Consider the following 1,185-nt stretch of genomic DNA (forward strand, 5'->3'; position numbering starts at 1 on the left):
TTAAGGGGATAGTGCTAAGCACACCAGTTTTCTTACGACGGAGGACAACCCAGCTCTGACCGTGCATAGAGATGATGTTGTCTCTCACTAGACGTGATATGTCTGCATAAGACAGTCCCGTATAACAAGAAAAGAGAAAGGCATCTCGTACTAGAAGAAGCTTAGGGTTTGAAAGCTCAACAGAACGCAAACGCTCCAAGTCGGAATCATCTAAGAACCCCCTATCTGTAGGTTGCATACGCAAAACAACCTTTGGAAAAGGGACTCGCATAAGCAAGTCCTCTTCAACGGCTCGCTCCATCGCTTTTCTCAAAAAGCGCAGAACTTTGATGGCTGTGTTGTGGGTGTAGTTTTTCTCGCCCTTTAAGTACAACTCATAGCTGGAAGCTCATCTTTCTGCACAGCAGAGAGGGGTAAGTCGTCCTTTCCATATTGATAGCCCAAGTACCCTTGAATAAGGTCATCTGATAGTTGTGCCATCTAAGGTTGCACTTGTTATGTTGCCAACACGATATTGCTCTGCACTCTCATCGAGGAGCGTCCTGTACACCCCGACTAAAGTATAGTCGGTAGGACGACTGGGAGACAAAGCATCTCGCAAGTGAAAAAGGGAAAGCGTTCCCTTCGCACTCAATTGCTCTGCTAGCAATTGTATGCGACACTCTATATCTTGCAGTGCTTGGTTGATTTCTTCACTTTTGGGAGCCGTTGCCACAACCTTGTTATTAACCAAATAGCAAGGTCGGACAGAGTAGCCAACTGCCTAAGCTGCTCGCTCGCCTGTACATACAGCGTATCATAATAGGGCTATCGCCTTGATAGCTCTTGTTATGCCTCGTGTAGTAGCGGACTTTAACGTCCAAGTCTAATCTCTTCATCACGAACATTGTTAGTTAGTAGTTTGGTGATGAAGAGAAAGTGTTCAAAACACCTTACATCTTAGTCTTAGAAAATCTAAATGTAGCCATTTTGTAGCCAAGCACACATTAAGTCTGTGAAACATTTGCACAAAGCATTGGTATACAAACGGCTACGTAAACCCCTGTAAAGGCTAACTAGCAACTTTCATCGTAGAAGCAGACTATCAACTCGCCTCTGTCAAAAGAATGTAACCAAATAGCTGTCAGCAATATACCAGCAAAATCACACTACCCTAAAACAGCACATTTCATTCTTCGGAAGAAA

Annotated in this window: 1 pseudogene; it reads right to left on the reverse strand. The window is 44.1% G+C overall.

The annotated features are described in order from the left end of the window. A pseudogene (locus PORUE0001_RS11120) lies at positions 1-373 on the reverse strand (phage integrase SAM-like domain-containing protein); the annotation flags it as partial. Positions 374-1,185 lie beyond the last annotated feature (812 nt).

Source organism: Porphyromonas uenonis 60-3, from assembly GCF_000174775.1.
In the GTDB taxonomy this organism is placed as follows: Bacteria; Bacteroidota; Bacteroidia; order Bacteroidales; family Porphyromonadaceae; genus Porphyromonas; species Porphyromonas uenonis_A.